We start from the raw sequence: 19,208 nt of genomic DNA, 5'->3' as shown, positions 1-19,208 counted from the left end.
AGGAAGGGAACAAAATGGCAGAAGCATTAAACGGCTTAAAGAGAACCAATATGTGTGGTGATCTTCGTGAAACACATATATCAAATAAAACAACAGTAATGGGTTGGGTTCAAACAAAGAGAAACTTAGGAGGACTTGTTTTTATCGATTTAAGAGATAGAACAGGCCTACTTCAGGTAGTATTCGGAGAAGAAATAAACAAAGAAGCTTTTGAAAAGGCAGATTTAGTAAAGCCTGAGTACTGTATTGCTGTAACTGGTGAAATAATTAAAAGACAATCTACAAATGATAATATGCCAACAGGACAAGTAGAGCTTAAAGGCCAAAGTATAAAGATACTATCTCAATCAGAAACTCCACCTATATACATAAAAGAGGACTTAGATGCTTCAGAAAATGTACGTCTAAAATATAGATATCTTGATTTAAGAAGACCCGATATGCAGAAAATTCTTATGATACGTCATAAAACATCTAAGGTTATTCGCGACTTTTTAGATGAGAATGGCTTTATAGAAATAGAAACACCTATCCTTACAAAAAGTACACCTGAGGGCGCTCGGGACTATTTAGTTCCAAGTAGAAATTATCCAGGAAACTTTTATGCACTTCCGCAATCACCACAATTGTTTAAACAATTATTAATGGTATCTGGATATGATAAGTACTTCCAAATAGCAAGATGTTTTAGAGATGAAGATTTAAGATCCAATAGACAACCAGAATTTACACAAGTAGATATAGAGATGTCATTTGTAGAAGAAGACGATGTTATAGCTGTAAATGAAGCCCTGATTAAAAAAGTATTTAAAGAAGTAGTAAATGAAGATGTTATGCTTCCTATGAAAAGAATAACCTACAAAGAAGCTATGGATAAATATGGCTCAGATAAACCAGATTTAAGATTTGGTATGGAAATAGTTAATATCACAGAAGAATCACGTGATTGTGAATTTGTAGTATTTAAAAATGCCCTAGATAATGGTGGCTCAGTGAGAGCTATCAAAGTAACTAATTCTGCAGACATGGGAAGAAAGAAATTAGACAAATTAGGTGAGTTTGTTAAAACTTACAAAGCAAAAGGGCTTGCGTATATTGCTTATAAAGAAGATGAAATTAAATCCCCTATAGCTAAGTTCTTAAGTGACGAACAAATGAAAGCTATATTAAATAAGGTAGAAGCAAAGGCTGGAGATTTAGTACTTATTGTTGCAGATAAGGATAGCGTCGTTCTACAATCACTGGGCGCCTTAAGATTACAATTAGCTAAAGAACTAGAAATCTTAAAAGATAATAAGGAATTTAACTTTGTATGGGTTACAGAATTCCCACTAGTAGATTATAACGAAGAAGAAAATAGATACGTAGCAGCCCACCATCCTTTTACTATGCCTATGGATGAAGATCTTAAGTATTTAGAGTCAGAGCCAGGTAGAGTTAGGGCTAAAGCTTATGATATGGTATTAAACGGTGAAGAATTAGGTGGAGGAAGTATAAGAATACATGACTCTAGCCTACAAGAAACTATGTTTAAAGTTTTAGGCTTTACTCAGGAAAAAGCATGGGAAAGGTTTGGGTTCTTACTAGAGGCATTCAAATATGGACCACCACCACACGGCGGACTTGCTTTTGGACTAGATAGAATAACAATGTTCTTAGCCGGAACAGAAAACATTAAAGATGTAATAGCTTTCCCTAAAAATCAAAATGCTTTCTGTCCAATGACACAAGCGCCAAACATGGTTGATGACAAGCAACTTGAAGAACTTGGCATCACAAAAACAGCAGTAAAGCAATAGTACTATAATATAGTTGTGCAAAAACAGCATAATATGCAAATATTATGCTGTTTTTGCATTCATAATAAATGAATATGTGAAATTTATGTATTAATGTTTTAATTGCACGGTTATCTCTTGATTTGTATTAATCCTGATGCTATAATTGTAAATAGTACCTATACCGGGTATGATGATTATAAATATAATTAACTATGGTTAGTGTTTCACTATATTATGTATAGGAGTGGTAAAGTGACAACAGAAAAGGAGAAAGCAATGAATGATGAACTAGTCAGAGATATTCAAGTTAGACTAAGAAAAATCGAAGGACAGGTTAAAGGTATAGAAAAAATGGTTACCAGTGAAGTTTGCTGCAAAAACATACTGGTGCAAGTTGCTGCAGCTCGTGCCGCTATGAGTAAAGTTGGTGGCCTTGTTTTAGAGAGATATACAAAAAACTGTCTTATACGTGAAGATGACCCAATAGAAGAAGAGAAAATTCAAGAGCTAGTTTCAACTTTTCTTATGTTTTTAAAATAATAAAACAAAAAAATAAAGAAGTAAAATTTGCAAACAAATTTTACTTCTTTATTTTTTTGAAAATTGTACTTATGGAAGACACAAAAACTATTCCAATTGCGATTGCTCCTGCACTAAACAGGGTTACAACTCCTTTGGATAGCGATGCATCAAAATTTCCCTTTACTGCCTCAAGTGTGGCATAATACATTCCACCACCGGGAACAAGGGGTATAATTGCACAAATAATAAATATAGTCACAGGACTCTTATAAATTCTTGCCATTATTTCTGAGTAAATACTACCTACCAAGGAGGCAAGGAATAATGAAAAAACTAATGAAGGTTGTAGTCTTGCCGTAAGAAGATAAGTGAACCAACTAAGACCTCCTCCAAGTGATGCAATAATAAGGTTTTTACCTCTAATGTTAAATAGTACTCCAAAACCAAGAGAACTTAAAAAAGCATAAAATGAATTAAGAATCATATTAAACCACCCCCAAATAACAACACCCATATTTTAAAAACTATACTTGTGCCAGCAGCTATGGCAATGGCCACAAATAGAGCTTCTACTGACCTTGATACACCAGAAACTAAATCGCCAGCAATAGTATCCCGTATTGCATTTGTTATGGAAATACCCGGAACTAGTATCATTATAGAACCTATTATAATAGTATCCATATTACCAACTAGACCTAAAGAGGCAGCTATTAGGGCTATGCTTGCAGCAAGGGCGCCGCCAAGCGTATTTTTTAAAAAACTATTTACCTCTAATTTATCTAAATATCCACTTAAATAATTTATAAGAGCTCCAATTAAAAAGGCTATAAAAAAGTCTTTATAATTTCCACCAAAAAGCAAGGTGAAAAAACCTGAAGAGCCAGCAGCAAAAAATGTGGTAGTGATTTGAGAATAAGGTGGTATATTATTAATATATTCAATTTCCTTTCTCATTTCATAAGTAGATATAGGCTTCGTAACTATTTTTCTAGAGAGATTGTTAATCATATCAACCTTACGAAGATTTACTGTTCTATTATTTATTCGTCTAACTAATGAAATGGTCTTATTTTCACTGTTAGTTATAGAAACCATTATGCCTGTGGGAGTAACAAAACTTTCAGTATTTGGTATGCCATAGGACTTACATATCATAGTAATAGTTTGCTCAACTCTATAAGTTTCTCCACCATTTTCTAAAATGATTTTTCCAGCGTCAGTGGCTACATGAATAATATCATCAATATGCATTGGATCTCCTTTCAGTAAAAACTAATTTTAGATTTATATAGCTATTATTAAGCGTAAATATAAAGTTGCACATATTATATTATAATAAATTCGTACTATCATTATATACCATAAACCTAAAAAACTATTATTATTTGGAAAATTGAATTATTTGTTATTGTTTATACTCTGAAATATAGCCATACTTATAGTAATATGCTATAAAGTGTATTAAAATCCCATAACAAATATATTTCTCAAATAATTCAGAAAATTCGTGGAAAATTTCATCTTTAGGTTGATTAATAAGTTATTAAATTTTATAATGGGAGTATAATAAATAATTTCAAAAATTATTTAGTTTTAAAAATTTATTTAATTCTAGAAATATAAATTCAAAATAATCAATTAATCTAAAAAAGAGAGGAAGGGTACGTATATGATGGAATATTTAAAAAACAGTGATTTAAAAGTTTACGAAATTATTGAAGAGGAAAATGCAAGACAAGAGGATCATATTGAACTAATTGCTTCTGAAAATTTTGTTAGTAAAGCAGTAATGGAAGCAAATGGTTCTATATTAACTAATAAATATGCAGAAGGTTACCCTGCTAAAAGATATTATGGCGGTTGTGAAGTAGTTGATAAAGTCGAGAATTTAGCCCGCGATAGGATGAAAGAACTTTTCGGTGCAGAACATGCTAATGTGCAACCCCATTCAGGTTCACAAGCTAATATGGCTGTTTACTTTTCTGTGTTAAAACCAGGAGATACAGTACTAGGTATGAATCTGAGTCATGGTGGACATTTAACTCATGGAAGTAAAGTGAATTTTTCAGGAATTTTATATAACTTCATTCCTTATGGCGTTAATCTAGAAACAGAGACTATAGATTATGAAGAGGTGAGGACACTCGCTAAAGAACATAATCCTAAAATGATAGTTATTGGTGCCAGTGCTTACCCAAGATCTATAGATTTTGCAGCCTTTAGAGAAATCTGTGATGAAGTGGGAGCTTATATGTTTGTAGATATGGCGCATATCGCAGGGCTTGTTGCAACAGGAGCACATCAGTCTCCAGTGCCATATGCTGATTTTGTCACAACGACTACTCATAAAACACTCAGAGGACCTAGAGGTGGAGCAATTTTATGTAAAGAAAAATATGCAAAAATAATAGACAAGTCTATTTTCCCAGGTATGCAAGGTGGACCATTAATGCAGACTATAGCTGCGAAAGCTGTTTGTTTTGGAGAAGCTCTTAGGCCAGAATTCAAAGTTTACATTGAACAAGTAGTTAAAAATGCAAAAATACTTGGAGAAGAACTTTTAAAATACGGATTTAAATTGGTATCTGGCGGTACAGATAACCATCTTTTACTTATAGAATTAACAAACAAAAATATAACTGGAAAAGAAGCTGAAAAGCTATTAGACCTTGTGGGTATTACTGTAAATAAAAACACTGTACCAAACGAGACATTAAGTCCCTTTGTTACAAGTGGTATAAGAATCGGAACACCTGCAGTAACTACAAGAGGCTTTAAAGAAGCAGAAATGAAAATAATAGCACAGCTTATGAATGAAACTATAGAAAATAGAGAGGGTAATTTAGAAGGAATTAGAGAAAAAGTAGTTCAATTATGTAGTAAATTCCCATTATATTAAGAACTTGGGGAATTAAATAGGAGCCATATATAAAATAAATATTAAAAATAACATTGGTTCATTGCCGGTGTTATTTTTTTACATAATAAAATTCCATGTGGTATAATTAATTTAAATTGTAAATACTCCATTAGGGAGGGGTAATATGGATAGTAAAATTCCAAGCGCAGAAAAGATATTAGCATGCCTATTAGAAAATTTGGAGGAAGGAATTCAAGTAGTAGACAGTGATGGCAAGACTATATATTATAATAGTGCCATGGGAAAAGTCGAGGGTGTAGATCCTAGTGAAGTCTTAGGAAAAAAGGTTAGCGAGTATCTAGAAGATGTAAAAGATGATGATTCCACCATTATGAATGTATTAAAGACCGGTGAAAAAATTGTAGGTTTAATACAACATTATGGTAATGGATATAAGAAAAAAGTCACTACTATAAATACTACTGTTCCAGTAACTGTAGATAATAAAGTTATAGCGGTGATTGAAATAGCAAAAGACATGACTCAATTAAAAGAACTAACTGAGAACATTTGCAAATTGCAAAATTTGGATAAAAAAATTAATAGCCATTATACTTTTAGTGATATATATGGTGATAGTCCTACTATGAAAATCGCTATAGACAAAGCTAAAAAAGCTAGCATGTCAAGTTCCTCTGTATTATTATATGCAGAAACTGGATCAGGCAAAGAAGTTTTTTCTCAAAGTATTCATTATGGTGGGGTAAGAAAAGATAAGCCATTTATTCCTATAAATTGTGCAGCTATTCCTGCTCTATTACTAGAGGGAATGCTTTTTGGTACAGAAAAAGGTGGTTTTACAGGGGCTGAGAATAAAAAAGGATTATTTGAAGAAGCAAATCATGGAACTATTTTATTAGACGAGGTTAATTCACTAGAGCCATATCTTCAATCTAAACTACTAAGAGTACTTCAAGAGGGGTATATAAGGCCAATTGGAGGAACTAAAAGTATTGATATTGATGTAAGAATAATCGCTACCTTAAATGAAGACCCAGCAAAACTTATTGAAAGTGGAAAATTAAGAAAAGATTTTTATTATAGGTTATGTGTACTGAGAATAAATATACCTCCACTAAGAGATAGAAAAGACGATATCCCTATATTTGTGGACAAGTTAATTGAAAAATACAATAAAATTCTTTATAAAAATATAAGAGGCATTGATGAAGATATGATGAAAAAGCTTCTACAATATAATTGGCCAGGAAACATAAGAGAGCTAACAAATGTTATTGAATCTGCAATAAATATGGCAGACTATAATTCCATTTTAACAGAAAACTACTTTGATTTTAGAATAGCATATGATAATTGTACTAATGTTCATGACATTAATACAATAAATGATGGAAGCTTCCATTTAGAAAATTATATGAGCGGTATTGAAAAGAGCATAATAGAAAAAATACTAAAAAAGAATGATTTTAATGTTAGTAAAGCTGCTAGAGAACTTAGCATTTCAAGACAAAATCTTCAATATAAAATAAAAATACATAAAATAATAGAAGAATTCTAAGGAAGCAAGTTTTTTTGCTATGTATGCATAATTTTTTGCATGTACACCAAACCCTGTAAAAAGGTAGATAATTAGTAATTATTGATTTAAATTCAACAATTTTAAAAAATATATGCAGAATATTTTGCGAATAATAAACACATGTATTTAAGCAATGGCTTAAATACATGTGTTTTCTATTTGGCACAGAAATTGCTCTACAATTAAGAAAGTACTTTCAATAATATTTTAAAAAAGGGAGGTAAAAATAATGATAAAAAAAGGCACCTGGGTTGAAGTAGAAGAAACGGTTTTAACACCAGAAGATAGAGCTTCGAATATACCAGATGAGACAAAAAAAACTCCTCTTAAAAGCTGGACATGTGGAAAGTGCCTTAGTGATTGTGAACTTGGAGGACAAGTACAAGTTGAAACTAATATTGGCAGAATTGCTCAAGGCACAATTGTGGACATAGAGCCAGGCTATTATCATACCTATGGCAAATATGTTGAAGAAATAAGCAATATAGGAAAACAAGCTAGAGAAATAATAGCAAAATAATGAGTTTAATCATAGTTTTAAGAGGAGGTAATAAAGGGTGAATAAATATGAAGAGCTTATGGAGCGTAAGAATGAAATAATTCTTAAATCTATAGGAATAGATTATAGTAAATATGAAACTGGCAAGCTTTCCTTTGATTATGAAGGATTGATGAAAGATGTTGGATATTGCTTAGATGAAGTTAAAGAAATTCAAAATGAGGTAGGGGTAGGAAACACTCCACTAATAGAGCTAAAAAACATTACAAAACTTGCGAGAAAGACTTCTAAGACTGGACATGCAGCTAGAATATTTGTAAAGGATGAGAGCTGTAATCCTTCTGGAAGTTTTAAAGATAGAAGAGCATCTATATCTGTATTTGATGCGATGAACAGAGGATATAACGGTGTAGGCGCAGCTACTTCAGGTAATTACGGAGCTGCAGTTGCATCCCAAGCAAACATTAGAGGACTTAAATGTATAATAGCAAACGAATGTTATGATTCAAGAAAAGTTGGACAGCCTGAAATACTAGAAAAAGGAAGAAAATGTGAGGGTTTTGGAGCAGAAGTTATTAGACTCTCTGTAGGACCTGAATTATTTTATACATACCTTAAAATACTTGAAGATACAGGTTATTATAATGCCTCCTTATATTCCTCTTATGGAGTAGCAGGCATAGAAACACTAGGCTATGAAATAGCTGAGCAGTGTAGAGAAAAATTTGGTAAAGATCCTGAGGCAGTTATTATAACTCATGCAGGAGGTGGCAATGTTACTGGTACTGCTAGGGGACTTATAAAGGCCGGTGCTGTTAAAACGAAAATAATCGGAGCATCAGTTGATCTTTCAGGGCTGCATATGGCGTCTGATATAGACTTTAATAAGAAATCCTTTACAACAGGACATACAGGATTTGGCATTCCATTTTTGACAAATCCAGATAGATCCGATGTACCTAGAAGTGCAGCTAGGCCTCTGAGGTATTTGGATAGATATGTAACTACCACACAAGGTGATGTATTTTGGATGACTGAAATATTAGCTGTGCTTGAAGGACTAGAAAGAGGACCAGCAGGAAATACCTCCCTAGTAGCAGCCTTTTCAATTGCTCAAGAATACGAGGATGATGCCATAATAGTTGTACAAGAGACTGAATACACGGGAGCTGGAAAACATTTAATACCGCAGCTTAATTTTGCTAAAGATAACGGAATTAAAGTTTATGTAGGCGATCCAAAAGAGCAAGTACCAGGTGAAAATATAGTAATTCCATCTCATCCATCAAAGGTAACAGTTACAGATTTAGATATGGATGGGTTAAAAAATTCTTATATGAAAAATGTAGTAAATAAATTAGTAGATAATAAAGTTGAACAGGTAGATATTGAGTTTTTGTCCACAGAAACAAAACTGAGTAATAAAAAAGTAGTTGAAATATTAAAACAACATAATGTTGAAATATGTTAGGGGGAAATTAATTTATGAAAAGAGAAGATGATTTTGAAAAAAGAAGAGAACATTTAAAAAGCCTTACCGAGGATCAATTATATGACAGGTTTTGGAGCTTAACCGAGGAAATTGTAAAACCTATTGTTGATTTAGCCTATACTCATACGTCTCCAGCTATTGAGAGATCTGTAGTACTCAGAATGGGATTTTCAAGTTTGCAGGCGAAACCATTAATTGATTATGGTACAAAGTACAACTTACTTTCCAAAGGTATCGGAAATGTTATTTTAACTTATGCAAAGCTTCAGAACATGGATTACCTTAAAGCAGGAGAGGAATTGTCTATTGGAATAGGCTGGGATATCATCTCAGAAAAAATGAAGGGAAGTGACAAGTAATGGTAGAAAAGTTAGAAGAAAATGTAAAGCTTAATGTAGAAGAAATATTAAAAGACTTAGATAAATATGAACCTAAATGGAGAGGCTGGCACTGGAGAGAAGAAAATAAAGAAGGAAAAGTAGGGGAATTCACCTACCATGAAATATCAGCTCCACTTAAGAAAAGTCATGGCCTTCCTGCAGCAAGAAGTTTTGAAGGTATAGACCCGCAACCAAGACCTGTTATTACAACAGAAATAGCTTCAGGAAGATTTGAAGATGATATAAGAAGGATGAGAATGGCTGCATGGCATGGTGCGGATCATTTAATGGTTATAAGGACAATGGGACAAAGTCATTTTGATGGTTTATTAGAAGGAAGCCCTGAAGGTATAGGTGGAGTTCCAATAACTAGAAAAGAAGTTAGAGCAACAAGAAAAGCTATAGATTTAATAGAAGAAGAAGTAGGAAGAAGAATTAATTTCCACTCCTATGTATCTGGTGTGGCAGGTCCTGATGTAGCGGTTATGTTCGCAGAAGAAGGCGTTAACGGAGCTCATCAAGATCCACAATACAATGTACTTTATAGAAATATTAATATGTATAGATCTTTTGTAGATGCAGCAGTTGCAAAAGGTGTAATGTCCTGGGCAAATATCCTTCAAATAGATGGTGCACATAATGCAAATGCAACAGCTATGAAAGGTTATAAAGTAATGCCAGAGCTTATGGTACAACATGCTATAAATTCTTGTTTTTCAGAAATGGTAGGTATGAAGCCTGAAAATATTGCCCTTTCAACTGTGCCACCAACTTCAGCTCCAGCTCCATGTATGAGATATGATTTACCTTATGCAGTAGCACTTAGACATTTCTTTAAAAAATATAAAATGAGAGCTCAAATGAATACAAAATATGTAGAATCTTGTGAAAGAGAAGCTACAGTTGGTCATACATTAAATTTGTTAATTTCAGAATTAACTTCTGTTGATATCCAAAGTACTATAACTCCTGATGAAGGACGTAATGTTCCTTGGCATTATAATAATATACATGCTATAAACACTACAAAACAGTCCTTTTTAGGTATGGATGGTCTAATGGACATGATTGAACTTAAGAAGACTGGATATCTACCTGAAAAAGCTAGGGAACTAGAAGAAAGAGCTATAATGTTCCTTGAAGAAATGATAGAAGTAGGTGGATATTTTAAATCAGTTGATGCAGGATTCTTTATAGATTCAGGTGAGTATCCAGAAAGAAATGATGATGGTATTGCTAGAAAGATGGATGGTGGAGATGCTGTTGATACAATAGTTTTAAGAGACAGTGATTATTTTGCACCGGTTTGTGGTCATTTTGGATTTAATAATGTTCCAAGCGAATATAAAAAAGCTTGCGATCCAATAGATGAATGTACTTTATGTAGCCATTCAAAGATTCAATATATTGATGAATTAGACGAAAATGATAATGTATTTAAGAGAATGGAAAAAGTTAAAGAAGATGGCACTATCATTCCTGAAGTTCAATGGGCTAAAGATGGATATGTTAAGATTACCCTATTCATACCAGAAAATGAACAGATTAGTGAAGCAGCAGCCCTTGAAATGGGTAAAAGAATGAACCTTAAAAATGTCGAAGTTCTTCATAAACAAGTTCTACAAAAAGCTGAAGGTTGTCTTGTAGAAATTAAAGGTATTTGTGATTTTACACCTGTAAAGCGAGATGAGTTAGTACTTCCCAAGAGAAGAAAAGTACTTTCAAATCAAGTTATGAAGGATTACGTAAAAGAGCACCCAATAAAAGTTGCCGCAGCTACTGTAGGCGAGGATGAACATTCAGTAGGACTAAGAGAAGTTATAGATATAAAACATGGTGGAGTTGAAAGATTTGGTATAGAAGCACTTTACCTTGGAACCTCATGTCCAATAGAAAAATTAGTAGATGCTGCTATAGAATCAAAGGCTCAAGCAATATTATGTAGTACAATCATTTCCCATAATGATGTGCATATAAAGAACATGAGAAAGCTTAGTGATCTTTGCACCGAAAAGGGAGTAAGAGATAAAATTATACTTATTTCTGGTGGTACACAAGTAACAGATGATATAGCTAAAGCAAACGGTATGGATGTTGGCTTTGGACGTGGATCAAATGGTACATCTGTTGCATCTTTCATAATTAAAAGGTTAATGGGTATTCCTGATATAGAAGAAGAGTAAGAAGCGTAAAAGGGAGGAAATTCTTTTGAAGGTAGATTATCTAGTTGCTGAAATAGGCAGCACCACTACTTTAGTTACAGCTTTTAATGCCATCTATGACGATAGGGGCCGCGTTGTTGTAAATATACCTTTTCAAGGTAAAAGTTGTACTACGGTTTTAGACGGTGATGTAACTATAGGACTCAAAACTGCAGTAAAAGATGTAGAAAATCAAATTGGAGAATCACTTACCTGGGACTCAATGCTGGCAACTTCAAGTGCTGCAGGTGGGCTCAGAATAACTGTTCACGGGCTAATGGAACAGATGACTGTTAAAGCGGCTAGAGAAGCTGCTCTGGGCGCTGGAGGTATCATTAAAATGGTTACTGCTGGCAAGATGAGAAAAAGTGATTTAAAGAGAATCCATGATATAAACCCTAACATGATAATGATTGCTGGAGGTACTGATTATGGTGAAAGAGAAACAGCTCTTTATAATGCAGAACTTATAAGCACTGAAAAATTTAATATTCCTATTGTATATTGTGGAAACATCGAAAATCAAGAAGAAATAAAAAATATATTTAAGGGACAAGAACTTTATTTGATTGATAACGTTTATCCAATGGTAGATACCTTAAATGTGGAACCAGCAAGAAAAATAATACAACAAGCTTTTGAAAAGAATATTGTAAAAGCACCTGGAATGAATAAAATAAAAGAAATGGTAAACGGAAGCATAATGCCAACTCCAGGAGCAGTTATGGAAAGTTCAAAGGTTTTATACGACATCATAGGTGATTTAGTAGTTTTTGATGTAGGCGGTGCTACCACAGATGTACATTCTGTTACTGATGGAAGTACTGTAGTTTTAGATATGCTAGTAAATCCTGAACCAAAGGCTAAAAGAACTGTAGAAGGAGATCTTGGAGTTTTCATTAACAGTAAAAATGTAATAGATTTACTTGACCTGCGAGATTTAGGTGAATTTACTAAAGAACACATAACTCAGCACATAAAGCCAATACCCACAGAAGTGGAAGATATAAATGCAAGTAGCCTGCTAACTAAAAAAGCACTTGATGTTGCAATAAGTAGGCATGTAGGATTTATAAAAAGGAAATATGATGGGGAAAGCGGTTTTGTGGCTTATGGTAAGGATTTATCTGAGGTTAAATATATTATAGGAACTGGGGGTGCATTAACAAGACTTCCTAAAGGTGAAGACATGCTCCTAGGAATTAGATACTTAAAGGATGAAGTTACAATGCTACCTAAAAAAGGTGCCAAAGTGCTCCTAGACAAAAACTATATTATGGCCTGTGCGGGAGTTTTAAGTAGAGAAAATAAAAAAGTTGCCAAAGCACTATTACTTCAAAGTTTAGGCATAACAGTGGATATGATAATTAATGAAAATGTCAATCCAGTTTAGAAAAGGAGAGTATCTATATGAAAAAAGTTTATCCTTGTGTGGACGTAGATTTAGGAAAATTAACACATAATGCAAAAACAATCTTAGACCTATGTAATAAAGTGCATATAGAGGTTGCCTCGGTAACTAAAGTGTTCTGCGCTCAAAGGCCCATTACAGAAGCTATACTAAAGTCTGGAATTAAAGGTGTTGCGGATTCTAGAATTTCAAATTTGAAAAATTCAAAAGACTTAGACTGCACCAAATTGATGATTAGGATTCCAATGATTAGCGAAGCTTATGAAATTGTTAGGTATAGCGATACAAGTTTAAATTCAGAACTTGCTACAATTAGGGCCTTATCAGTAGCTGCAAAAGATTTAAATAAAACTCACAATATTATTCTAATGGTAGATATTGGGGATTTAAGAGAAGGTGTCTTAATCCAGGATGCAATTTCCACTGTGGGAGAAATATTAAAATTAGATAACATTAATTTGCTTGGACTAGGCACCAATGTTACTTGCTATGGTGGGGTAATTCCTGATAGTGAAAATTTAGGCGTACTTATAGCCTTAAAAGTGGACTTAGAAAAAACCTTTGATATAAGTTTACCTTTAATTTCAGGAGGAAATTCTAGCAGCCTTTATATGGTTATTAATAATACTATGCCAAAAGAAATTACTCAGCTTAGAATTGGTGAATCAATTCTTCTTGGCAGAGAAACGGCTTATGGAGAAGGCGTGGAAAATTGCTATGAAGATGCTTTTATCTTGAAAGGTGAAATAGTTGAAATAAAGGATAAACCAACAATCCCAACAGGGAAAATAGGAGTGGACGCTTTTGGCAATATTCCTCATTTTGAAAATCTAGGGATAAGAAAAAGAGCTATTGTAGCCGTAGGAAGACAGGATATAAGACTTGAAGGTTTAGTTCCAGTGGATCCTGATATAAGTATTTTTGGTGCAAGCAGCGACCACCTTATTTTAGATATAACTGATTGTAAAAAAGAGCTATCAGTGGGGGATGTAGTGGATTTTAATGTAGATTATGGGTGCTTAATGGCAGCAATGACTTCTCCTTATGTTGAAAAATATTACAAAAATTAATTTAATCGTATAGCTATAATATAAAAATTGTTTAGGAGGAAAATATTATGAAAAACAAAATAAGAGTAGTAGTTTGGGGATTAGGTGTAATGGGTAGCGGTATTGCTTCAATGGTACTGGGTAAAAAAGGCTTTACTATAGTAGGCGCTATTGACATGGATCCTAGTAAAGTTGGCAAAAAACTTTATGAGGTATTAGGAGTAGACGCGAATGAAGATAATTCTTGTATAGTTACAAAAGATGCTGAGGATGTTATAAAGAAGGGTTATGCAGATGTTTGTCTTATGGCTACAGCTTCCTTTACAAAAATTGTATTCCCATTAATAAAAATGGCAGCAGAAGCTGGCATGGATATTGTGACAACAGCTGAAGAAATGTCCTACCCAAGAGCACTAGACCCAGAATTATCAGATGAAATGGATAGAATTGCTAAAGAAAATAATATTTCAATATTAGGGACTGGAGTAAATCCTGGATTTATAATGGACTTAGTTGCTATAATGCTTACTGGAGTTTCTGATACAGTAGAAAGCATAAATGCAACTAGAGTAAATGATCTAGCTTGCTTTGGTAAGGCTGTTATGGTTGAGCAAGGTATAGGACTTAAAAAAGAAGACTTTATACAAGGGGTTATTGATAACAAAATAGATGGACACGTTGGATTTTTACAGTCCTTTGGAATGTTTGAAGAAGCCTTTAACATAAAGTTAAGTAATATTAGACAAGAAAAATCACCAATTCTTACAACGATTCCGCGTAGCACAGATATTGTGAGCGTAAAGGCGGGAGACGTTGCTGGATGTAAACAATTAGGATTTGCAGATTTTAGAGATAAATTGTTTATCACAATGGAACATCCTCAACAAATCAAACCTGAAATGGAAAATATTGAAACTGGAGATTATATAACAATTAAAGGAGTACCAAACTTAAACCTTCAAATAAAACCAGAAATACCAGGTGGGATTGCTACAATAGCTATATGTGTTAATATGATTCCTCTAGTAATGAATTCAGAACCAGGTCTCAAAACAATGCTGGATTTACCAGTTCCACGAGCTATAATTGGAGATGTTAGGGATTTAATAAAGGAAAGAAAATAGTAATGGAGACGATTAAAGTTATCCTATGGGGACTTGGGGCAATGGGGACTGGTATTGGTAAAATGATCGTTACTAAGAAGGGGATAGAAATTGTAGGTGCCATAGATAAAGATCCTTCAAAATTAGCTAAAGATTTAGGAGAAGTTTTAAATATTGAAAATATAGGAGTACTTGTTAGTGATGATGTAGATACTTTAATGAGTGGAACAAAAGCGGACATAGTTATTGTTGCTATAGATTCTTTTGTTAAAGGTGTATATCCAGCTATAAGAGCAATAGTAGAAAGTGGGAAAAACTGTATTACAATTGCTGAAGAAATGGCTTATCCCTACATTGTTGAAAAAGAACTATCTATGGATTTGGATAGACTCGCAAAAGAAAATAATGTGACAATTTTAGGTACAGGGGTTAATCCAGGATTTGTTTTAGATACATTAATTATTACCTTATCTGCTACCTGTAAAAGCGTAATCTCTGTTAGAGCAGAAAGGATAAGTGATTTATCTCCCTTTGGTCCAACTGTACTGAGCACACAAGGTGTAGGTTTAGCTCTAGAAGAATTTGAAACAGGAATTGAAAACGGCACAATAGTTGGTCACGTAGGCTCTGCTCAATCTATACCAATGATTGCAAAAGCATTAGGGCTAGAGTATGACGAGATAACAGAAACTCTAGAACCAATAATATCAAATACTCATAGAGAAACCCCCTTTTCTAAGGTGGAACCAGGTATGGTAGCTGGGTGTAACCATATAGCTATAGCTACCAAAGACGGGAAACCAATTATAACTTTAGAACAGCAGCAACAAATACAACCAGAAAGTGAAGGCGTGGATACTGGCGATTATATAGACATAAAAGGCGATGCAGATCTGCATTTAGAAATAAAACCTGAAACGCCTGGTGGGATAGGAACTATAGCTATAGCTGTAAATATGATTCCACAAGTTATTGCTAGCAGATCAGGACTTAAAACAATGATGGATTTGCCACTCCCTCATAGCATAGAAAATAATTTTGCAGAGCAAGCTAATTATTACAAACAATAATTCATGGGGTTGTTCATAAATTATTATCATATTTGTCATATCAATGCCACATATATGGGCTATTATTAATGAATAGGCTCCCCCTATAATTTAGATATTTGCAAATAACACCGGACTTAAAACGGTGTTATTTTTTTGTTTTTTTGTAGGATAAAAGTTTGGGGTAATGTAACCTTATTATATTTTCTTACAAAACTTGTGATAAATTTAATGATTTCGGTTTCTTTTCCATTATTTTATGTTATATTATTTATATAAATAAATATTCCTAAATTTTATATATTTTGTATTTTTTTTGTTTTTAACAGGGAGTTTCTATATTAAATTCTAAAAATCATGATTTTTTAATGGTTTAAGGTACATTTGTATGTTCGAAGATATATCGCAAAATTTGTAAAATATTAATTATAATCTAAATAGGAGTGATAAAAAAATGAATAGAAGAGTTAAATTAGTAATATGTTTATTTCTTAGCATTTCTTGTACATTATCAATAGGATGTACTAATACTGATAAAAAGTCTAAAGTTGATAAAGAAACTTTAGAAAAAATAGCAATTTATAAGAATAAGAGTTATTCAACAGGGGAAAGAGTTAAAGACTTAATTGGTAGAATGCAGATGGATGAAAAAATCGGACAGATGATTCAAGTTGCAAGGGATTCTAAAGATGCAAGCGAGATTTCAAAATATAATATTGGCTCCATTTTAAGTGGAGGAGGTTCCACACCAAATGATAATTCTCCCAAGGGGTGGATTGAAATGATTAAAGGATATCAGCAGAGTGCAGCTGATACAAGATTAGGTATTCCAATAATATATGGAGTAGATGCAGTACATGGGCACGATATTGTAATGGATGCTGTTGTTTTTCCACACAACATTGGTTTAGGAGCTGCAAATAATACAGAATTAATGAAAAATATAGCAACAGTAACTGCTGAGGAAATGCTCTCTACAGGTATAACATATAATTTTGGACCATGTGTAGCCGTACCTAAGGATTTAAGATGGGGTAGATATTATGAGGGCTATAGTGAAAATCCAGAGCTTGTAAAAACCCTATCCTCAGTGTACATTAAACAACTTCAATCCTATGGTATTGCTGCAACAGCAAAACACTTTATCGCTGATGGGGCAACAATATGGGGAACTGGTGATAGTGGATATAAAATTGATCAAGGTAATACAATAATTGAAGGGGACAAGTTACTTAAAGAAGAACTATCACCCTACGAAGAAGCTGTAAAGTCAGGTGTAAAATCAGTAATGGTATCCTTTTCTAGTATAAATGGAATTAAAAATCATAGTAATAAGCATCTTATAACCGATATACTTAAAGAAGATCTAGGCTTTAAAGGAATTGTAATTTCTGATTGGGAAGGAGTTCATCAAATAAATGCCAGTAATTTTAATGATCAAGTTATTATCGCTATAAATGCTGGTATAGATATGATGATGGAGCAAAGCAAGTGGAAAGAAACATATGATGCATTGAAAGCTGGTGTGGAAGATGGAAAGATCTCAAAGGAAAGAATAGATGATGCGGTTACAAGGATATTAACAGTTAAATTTGACCTAGGACTTTTCGAAAATAATCTTGGTAATAGCAGTTTAATTAAGAATAATTTTAATTCCCCAGAGCATAGAAAAGTTGCAGAAACTGCTGTTACTGAATCTATGGTTCTTCTAAAAAATAATGGTATATTGCCCTTAAAGAAAAACTCCAAAATTTTCGTAACTGGTCCTGCTGCAAATAGTGTAGGTATACAATGTGGTGGATGGACCATTGATTGGCAAGGAAATCAAAGACAACCCTCTGGAGTAACCATATTGGAAGGCTTCGAGATGATTGCTAAAGAAAACGGTGGAACTATAATAACTGATATAACAAAAGCTAAGGAGGCAGATGTAACTGTTGTAGTTATAGGAGAGGAAAGCTATGCTGAAGGAAAGGGCGATGATGGAACTCTTGGACTCGGTGATGGCATGGCCTTAGAGGGGAATATAAAATCTTTAAATGTTGCTAAAAAGTTAAACAACCCAATTGTAACAATTATGGTATCAGGAAGACCAAGGATAATCAGTGATAATCTAAAGGAGTGGTCAGCCTTAGTTGAAGCCTGGCTCCCAGGTTCAGAAGGAGAAGGAGTAGCTAAAGTAATCTATGGTGAGGCAAACTTTAAAGGAAAGCTTCCAGTCACCTGGCCTAAAAGCAATAAAAATTTACCTATTAAAGAAGATAATATTTTGTTCCCCATAGGTTATGGACTTAAATACTAGAAGATCAGTGTGCGCTACACTCGATATAAAAGAAAGGAAGATTAATATGAGTATCCATTATGAAATTATTTCCAATGATAATATAATTTGTATTAAGGATCTATGCAATGAATTAATGTCTTATCAAAAAACTAAATCCTATATCCATTCTGAGTTGTTTGATAGCATGAGTTTTGAAACTAGAATGATTCCATCTGTTAAGAATGCTAATGCTAACTATATACTGGTAGCTAAAGATGATAATGAATTTATTGGATATGTGTATAGCAATATTTCCTTTAAGAAGTCATATTCTAATGAATTTGCTACTTTTTTTGACCTTGATTCGGTAGAAAATGATGAAGTAGGTTGTCTTTCTCAGTTTTATATAAAAGAGGGTTATCGTAATATTGGCATTGGTACCGTTTTGGTCGAAAAGTCTATGGAATGGTTAAATTCGTTTAGATCAGTAAATGATTTGTTTGTCTTTGTATCAAATGGAAACGATAACGCGTTAAAATTCTATCAAAGTAAAGGCTTCAAAATAAGTCATCAGATAATCGATGGGTTTATTACAGTCTTAAGAAATACTTAAACCTTGTGTAAATTTGTATTAAACAGGAGGAATTATAAATGGTTGATGATATATTTGAAATTATACTTGATATACTAGGAGAAGTATTAACATTTATTAAACGAAAAGATAAAGACATGAAAAACATTAACGTAAATAACAGCGATAATTTAAGACATAGCAATAAGATTAATTTTTTTAATAAGAAAATGGATTACTATAAAAAACATGAAAATGGAAGTCTAGATTACTCAGAAAAAACAAAAATAATAACAGAAATAGTAGGAGTAGATATAAAGAGAGGCATACTAGGTTATACAGAAAATGGAACTGGAAAATTAATTGAAATTAAAATCAGTAAAAATTTATACTAGGACAGTAAAAAATAATGGTGTATTATAAA

The 19,208-nt window shown here is 33.1% G+C and carries 17 protein-coding genes; 15 read left to right on the top strand and 2 right to left on the bottom strand.

Going from position 1 to position 19,208, the window contains the following annotated elements:
* Positions 1-14 precede the first annotated feature (14 nt).
* Complete coding sequence (aspS, locus tag KPL50_RS10180) at positions 15-1,799, top strand: aspartate--tRNA ligase (RefSeq protein WP_216298349.1); 1,785 nt, start codon at positions 15-17, stop codon at positions 1,797-1,799.
* 258 nt (positions 1,800-2,057) lie between these two features.
* Positions 2,058-2,321, top strand: coding sequence for a metal-sensitive transcriptional regulator (locus KPL50_RS10175; protein WP_216298410.1), 264 nt, complete (start codon positions 2,058-2,060; stop codon positions 2,319-2,321).
* A gap of 40 nt (positions 2,322-2,361) precedes the next feature.
* Here KPL50_RS10175 and KPL50_RS10170 read toward each other — a convergent pair whose 3' ends face one another.
* Both KPL50_RS10170 and KPL50_RS10165 read right to left on the bottom strand, forming a co-directional pair.
* Positions 2,362-2,787, bottom strand: a complete 426-nt coding sequence (locus tag KPL50_RS10170) for a threonine/serine exporter family protein (RefSeq protein WP_216298348.1) — start codon at positions 2,785-2,787, stop codon at positions 2,362-2,364.
* Complete coding sequence (locus tag KPL50_RS10165) at positions 2,784-3,557, bottom strand: threonine/serine exporter ThrE family protein (RefSeq protein WP_216298347.1); 774 nt, start codon at positions 3,555-3,557, stop codon at positions 2,784-2,786. The genes KPL50_RS10170 and KPL50_RS10165 overlap by 4 nt, the downstream gene beginning before the upstream one ends.
* Positions 3,558-3,975: 418 nt before the next feature.
* On the opposite strand from KPL50_RS10165, the gene glyA reads away from it, so the two are divergent.
* The 13 genes from glyA to KPL50_RS10100 all read left to right on the top strand — a co-directional run bounded on the left by glyA (position 3,976) and on the right by KPL50_RS10100 (position 19,179).
* Positions 3,976-5,205 carry a serine hydroxymethyltransferase gene (glyA, locus tag KPL50_RS10160; RefSeq protein ID WP_375372910.1) on the top strand — a complete coding sequence of 410 codons (1,230 nt, stop codon included), beginning with the start codon at positions 3,976-3,978 and terminating at the stop codon, positions 5,203-5,205.
* 145 nt (positions 5,206-5,350) lie between these two features.
* Positions 5,351-6,745 carry a sigma-54-dependent Fis family transcriptional regulator gene (locus tag KPL50_RS10155; protein ID WP_253200552.1) on the top strand — a complete coding sequence of 465 codons (1,395 nt, stop codon included), beginning with the start codon at positions 5,351-5,353 and terminating at the stop codon, positions 6,743-6,745.
* Positions 6,746-6,995: 250 nt separating this feature from the next.
* Entirely contained in the window at positions 6,996-7,286 is a 291-nt protein-coding gene (ortA, locus tag KPL50_RS10150; RefSeq protein ID WP_216298346.1) for a 2-amino-4-oxopentanoate thiolase subunit OrtA, read from the top strand.
* Positions 7,287-7,323: 37 nt separating this feature from the next.
* The gene (gene ortB, locus KPL50_RS10145) at positions 7,324-8,736 is read left to right on the top strand and encodes a 2-amino-4-oxopentanoate thiolase subunit OrtB (RefSeq protein WP_309245161.1); all 1,413 of its coding nucleotides are present in this window, start codon (positions 7,324-7,326) and stop codon (positions 8,734-8,736) included.
* Positions 8,737-8,750: 14 nt separating this feature from the next.
* The gene (locus KPL50_RS10140; protein ID WP_216298345.1) at positions 8,751-9,116 is read left to right on the top strand and encodes an ornithine aminomutase subunit alpha; all 366 of its coding nucleotides are present in this window, start codon (positions 8,751-8,753) and stop codon (positions 9,114-9,116) included.
* A complete protein-coding gene (gene oraE / locus KPL50_RS10135; protein ID WP_216298344.1) occupies positions 9,116-11,320 on the top strand; it encodes a D-ornithine 4,5-aminomutase subunit OraE in 2,205 nt (734 codons plus the stop codon). The genes KPL50_RS10140 and oraE overlap by 1 nt, the downstream gene beginning before the upstream one ends.
* 25 nt (positions 11,321-11,345) lie before the next feature.
* Complete coding sequence (locus tag KPL50_RS10130) at positions 11,346-12,731, top strand: GlmL-related ornithine degradation protein (protein ID WP_216298343.1); 1,386 nt, start codon at positions 11,346-11,348, stop codon at positions 12,729-12,731.
* Between the two features lie 17 nt (positions 12,732-12,748).
* Positions 12,749-13,819, top strand: a complete 1,071-nt coding sequence (gene orr, locus KPL50_RS10125) for an ornithine racemase Orr (protein ID WP_216298342.1) — start codon at positions 12,749-12,751, stop codon at positions 13,817-13,819.
* 47 nt (positions 13,820-13,866) lie between these two features.
* The gene (gene ord, locus KPL50_RS10120) at positions 13,867-14,922 is read left to right on the top strand and encodes a 2,4-diaminopentanoate dehydrogenase (protein WP_216298341.1); all 1,056 of its coding nucleotides are present in this window, start codon (positions 13,867-13,869) and stop codon (positions 14,920-14,922) included.
* Positions 14,923-14,924: 2 nt separating this feature from the next.
* Complete coding sequence (ord, locus tag KPL50_RS10115) at positions 14,925-15,971, top strand: 2,4-diaminopentanoate dehydrogenase (protein WP_216298340.1); 1,047 nt, start codon at positions 14,925-14,927, stop codon at positions 15,969-15,971.
* Between the two features lie 433 nt (positions 15,972-16,404).
* Entirely contained in the window at positions 16,405-18,252 is a 1,848-nt protein-coding gene (locus tag KPL50_RS10110; RefSeq protein WP_216298339.1) for a glycoside hydrolase family 3 protein, read from the top strand.
* A 46-nt stretch (positions 18,253-18,298) separates the two neighbouring features.
* The gene (locus KPL50_RS10105) at positions 18,299-18,826 is read left to right on the top strand and encodes a GNAT family N-acetyltransferase (protein ID WP_216298338.1); all 528 of its coding nucleotides are present in this window, start codon (positions 18,299-18,301) and stop codon (positions 18,824-18,826) included.
* 38 nt (positions 18,827-18,864) lie between these two features.
* Positions 18,865-19,179 (top strand): hypothetical protein, encoded by a 315-nt coding sequence (locus KPL50_RS10100; protein WP_216298337.1) that lies wholly within the window; start codon positions 18,865-18,867, stop codon positions 19,177-19,179.
* Positions 19,180-19,208: the final 29 nt, after the last annotated feature.

The sequence above is a fragment of the Clostridium sp. CF012 genome, from assembly GCF_018861755.1.
Taxonomy (GTDB): Bacteria; Bacillota; Clostridia; order Clostridiales; family Clostridiaceae; genus Clostridium_AD.
The sequence above is the reverse complement of the archived record's forward strand: the minus strand, read 5'-3'. Positions and strand labels throughout refer to the sequence as shown.